Origin of the sequence: uncultured Campylobacter sp., from assembly GCF_937997535.1 — a bacterium.
GTDB lineage: Bacteria > Campylobacterota > Campylobacteria > Campylobacterales > Campylobacteraceae > Campylobacter_B.
The window spans coordinates 1-4,177 of record NZ_CALKTT010000096.1 but is presented as its reverse complement, the minus strand read 5'-3'; the positions used below and the strand labels follow the sequence as shown (position 1 = coordinate 4,177).

The following is a 4,177-nucleotide window of genomic DNA, read 5'->3' as shown; positions in this document are numbered from 1 at the left end:
GCGTGGGAGCGCGCAGTGCCGTTTTTGGCGTGGAGCATCGTGCCGTACTGGTCGCTAAATTTGCTCTATGCGCTTGGATTTTTCCTCTGCCGTGACGCCGGGGAGCTCGCGCGCTACGTCACGCAGCTACTCGCCGCGCAGGTGATTGCGACGCTGTTTTTTATCGCTTTTCCTCTGCAAATGTCGTGGGAGAAGCCCGCAGTTTCGGGCATTAGCGGCTTTTTGTTCTCGAGCCTCGCCGCCTTTGACCTTCCGTTTAATCAAGCCCCGTCGCTGCATATAATACTTTGCGTCGTGGTGGGCGCATTTTACCTTCGCAAGGCGCGCGCAGTTTGGCTTAAAGCGGCGCTTACGGCGTGGTTTGCGCTCATCGGCCTTAGCGTGCTGACCACGTATCAGCACCATTTTATCGACATTCCGACGGGGCTGGCTGCGGGCTGCCTCGTCCTACTTGTTCGTCCGATAGACGGCGCGCCGCTTAGTTTTGCCATAGCTAGGGAGGCCGCGCGCTACAAATGGGCGGCGCTATATCTGGGGCTTGCGTTTTTGACGCTTTTTGCGGCGATTTTGGGGGCTAAAATTTGGGGCGCGTGGATGCTGTGGCTATCTTGGGCGAGCCTTAGTTTCGCGCTGGTTGCTTGCGGTTACGCGTTTTTGGGCGCGGGAGTTTTTGCTAAAAACGAGCAAGGCCGTCACGCTTTCGCGGCCAAAGCTTTACTTTTTCCCTATCTTTGTGTCGCGCGGTTAAATGCTCTTTTTTGGCTGCGCGGACGCCGGCTTTCAGACGAGATTTTGCCGGGGCTCTATCTGGGCTCAGTTAAGGAGGCGGGCAAATTTGACGCTGTGCTAGATCTCGCGGCCGAGTTTGAGCGGCCTGGCGGTGCGCAAATTTACGCGAGCATACCTATGCTAGATATGATAATGCCCGGCGCGGACGAGCTGAGGCGCGGCGCGGACGAGCTAGAGCGACTTGTAAAAACGACTTTTGGCGGCGGTGAAAATTTGTCGCAAATGGGGGCGAAACTAGGATCAAATTTTAGCGCCAAGGCGGGCTACGCGAACGAGCGAAATTTGAAATTTGACGAGCAAGCGGACGCGCGGGCAAATTTGCAAACGCGCGGCGTGGCAAACGAAAGTAAGATCGCCGAGGCGGGACAAATTTTTGCTAACTCAAACGAACGAGTCGCCGAGAACGGCAAAAAGGTGCTGGTCTGCTGCGCGCTGGGCTACGGCAGGAGTGCGTCGGTGCTGCTTGCTTGGATGGTGATTTATAGGGGCTTTGGCTTTTATGACGCGCTAAATTTGCTAAAATCGCGCCGCGAAAAGATCGCCGTCTCTAGCTCGCTACGCGATCGGATAGAGCAGATAGCCGTCCGCACCAGCGAAATTTGAAAGCGAAGTAAAGAAGCGGCAAATTTACGCGCGAAATAGGCGCAGGCTAAATTTGATCAAGTCCGGTTTAAGGGATCAAATTTAAAAAATCTGCAGGCTAGAAACAAGCGGCATTGCAAAATTCTCGGCGAAAACAAACGGGAAATTTAACCAAAGGCGAACGCCCAAAATGAGGAGGGAAAATGACGAATGCGGAGCAAAACGAAAAAACGGCGCAAGGCGGGGAGCGGGAGTGCCGTCAAAGGACGGACGATAGGGCCTTGGCGCTGGTTACGGCTAGATTTTTAGCGACGCATAGGCTGTTTTTCTTGTTAAATTTACTTCAGCTTGCCGTCTGCCTTACGATTTTTACGCGTTTTGCCGTGATTGCGGGCTTTTTTGCGGCTTTTGCGGCTCTATTTTATCTGCACGTTAGGCTGCATTTTGATACGTTGATTTTTAGAGATTTTGCGGAAAGGAGGCTTGATTGCGGCAAATTTGACGCGGCGCTTGCGGAGCTAAATTTAGCTAGCAAGCCGCCCAAAATCCGCGATATGAAAAGTCGCTGCGCGGGAGCTTTGCAGCTATATAAATTAACGGCCGCGCTTACTTTTATCGTCGCCGTTGTGGCTTTTGCGTGTTACTATCTGAGCTAAATTTGCTTGCCCGCTTAGACGGTTACGGAACGCCGATTTAGACGATCGCGTCGGTTTGGCGCGCAAAATTCAACAACTGTTTTTCATGGCGAGATAAACGGGATAAAATTGATTGCTTTTGCGGGCCATTTTTGTAGCGACTATTTTAAGCGATGAAACAGCGGCTAGTATCGCCGGCGCACTGCATTTGAGCGCTTTTAAATTTGACGATTTCGTCGGTATTTTAAAATTTCAAAGCATAAAAAAATCCAGTGCAAAAAAGACGGAATGGACGACCGAGCAAGTTTAGTCGGGGCAAAATATACGAATTTCTTTTTATAGCACCACGACTTCGGTTTCCAGTTCGATACCGAATTCCTCAAAAACGCGGCTTTGCGCTAAATTTATGAGCGCAATCACATCCTCAAAGCTCGCGCCGCCGAAATTTATGATGAAATTGGCGTGCTGCTCGCTAAATTTCGCTCCGCCGATCGCGTGGCCCTTAAGCCCCGCCGCTTCGATCAGCCTGCCCGCGGCGTCATTCGGCGGATTTTTAAAACAGCTTCCAAAGCTCGCTCCCTTTGGCTGGTTGGCGCGTTTGGCGGAGAAATCCGCGGCGAGTTCGGCATCAAAGCCGCGTGAAATTTTAAACTCGGCGCCCAAAATCGGCTCCTCGATCCCGCTTCTTCGGTAGCCGAAGCTTATTCGCTCGCGCTCTACCCAGCAGCGAGTCAGGCGCACGGCAAGCAGGCTATCGCTAATGCTCGCGCCGGCGAGCCCCGCGTTCATTTTGATTAGCCCGCCGAGCGTGCCCGGGATGTTGCGCAAAAACTCAAAGCCGCCGAGACCCTGCTTTTTGGCGAAGTTATAAATTTTGCCCGACTTCGTCGCAGCCCCGATGCTAAGGACATCGCCGCTTAAGCTTATGCGGTCGAACTCCTCGCTTAGCATCGCAAGGTGCGGCGGCGCGGGCGAGATGAGCAGATTATTGCCGTCACCGATGATCGCGCCCCCCGATATGCTCTCAAACTCCGCAAAATCGGCCTCGTCCTTTAAAATTTGCACCGCAAAGCTCCCGCCGATGCGCACAGAGGTATATTTGCTAAAATCTATCCGCTTTATTTTCAAAATTTTGCCTTTTAAATTTCATTTTTTGGTTTCGTCAATTTAAAATTTCATGCTCGCCGCGCATCGTTTTAAAATTTAGCGATACCGCCGCGAGGTGCGGTGCGAGATGCAAACGCTATTTCAAAATTTAGCGCTGCCAGCGCGATTGAATTTATCTCGCTTTCGATACGTTTTCAGTGGCGCGCTACGTCACACGCGCAGCTCGCACTCTGCGGTACAAAATACAGCCGCGCAATGTACCTCCGCGTGTAAAATTCCATCGCCGCGTAGCCTTAAATTTGAAAGCGTAGTGGCTATCGTACTGCGACAGATCGCGCTATGGCGTACGGTCGAGACGAGCTTGGCGGCAAAATCCGCGGCAAGCTCGGCGCTAAATTTTACGCGCAAATTTAAATTCACGTCGCACTCCGCAGCTAAACCCAAAAGCGGCGAAGGGGCTGCACCGCCACGGCAAGAACGCGGGGTAAAATTCTACCTCGCGTCTACCCTTACGCCAAAGTAAAATTTTCGCCGAGGCACAAACCCCTTAACGCCTAGAAATTTAGCCGAAACGAAGGGGCGTGTTCCGAGCAAAATCAGCCGAAGCAAGGCTCAAATTTCAACTAAATTTTAACCTCGCTCGCTTTACATGGGGTTTTGCCCGCCGCAGTCCGCAAAACGGATCTCGTTATATTCGCGCGGGATAAAATTCTCCTGCGCGCTAAGCGGCGCAGGGTAAAATCCGCGCTCGTAACCAAGCTCAAATAGCCTATCCACCGCGCGGATCTGCGCCTGCGAAAGCTCGATCGAGGCTTCGTTAGCATAAAGGCTCAGATATTTTTCTAGCTTTGCGTCGTTCACGCGGATGAGATTGCGCTCGAGAAGCATGCGCGATAAAAGCGGCTTATGCGCGGTGGCGATACGCACGCCCCCCATTAGCACGCGCTCGCACTCTATGGCGTCCGTTATCGGCAGGCTGCGGCGAACCGCCATGCCTCCTAGTGGCAGAGGCAGATTTTCGCCCGCTAGCTCGCTCCAGATGTCCCAGATCTCGCGCTCCACGC

The 4,177-nt window shown here is 52.8% G+C and carries 5 protein-coding genes; 2 read left to right on the top strand and 3 right to left on the bottom strand.

What is annotated here, in order from left to right:
- The coding region (locus Q0117_RS09395) for a phosphatase PAP2/dual specificity phosphatase family protein (protein WP_297925073.1) at positions 1-1,392 on the top strand (1,392 nt) is incomplete at its 5' end.
- Between the two features lie 182 nt (positions 1,393-1,574).
- A complete protein-coding gene (locus Q0117_RS09390) occupies positions 1,575-2,027 on the top strand; it encodes a hypothetical protein (protein ID WP_297925066.1) in 453 nt (150 codons plus the stop codon).
- 315 nt (positions 2,028-2,342) lie between these two features.
- Here the strand turns inward: Q0117_RS09390 and Q0117_RS09385 are convergent, their stop codons facing one another.
- From Q0117_RS09385 to Q0117_RS09375, 3 genes are all read right to left on the bottom strand, one after another.
- Positions 2,343-3,134, bottom strand: a complete 792-nt coding sequence (locus Q0117_RS09385; protein ID WP_297925052.1) for a UDP-N-acetylmuramate dehydrogenase — start codon at positions 3,132-3,134, stop codon at positions 2,343-2,345.
- 189 nt (positions 3,135-3,323) lie between these two features.
- Positions 3,324-3,533 carry a hypothetical protein gene (locus tag Q0117_RS09380; protein ID WP_297925046.1) on the bottom strand — a complete coding sequence of 70 codons (210 nt, stop codon included), beginning with the start codon at positions 3,531-3,533 and terminating at the stop codon, positions 3,324-3,326.
- A gap of 225 nt (positions 3,534-3,758) precedes the next feature.
- On the bottom strand, positions 3,759-4,177 hold a 419-nt coding region (locus tag Q0117_RS09375; protein ID WP_366807801.1), incomplete at its 5' end, for an MqnA/MqnD/SBP family protein.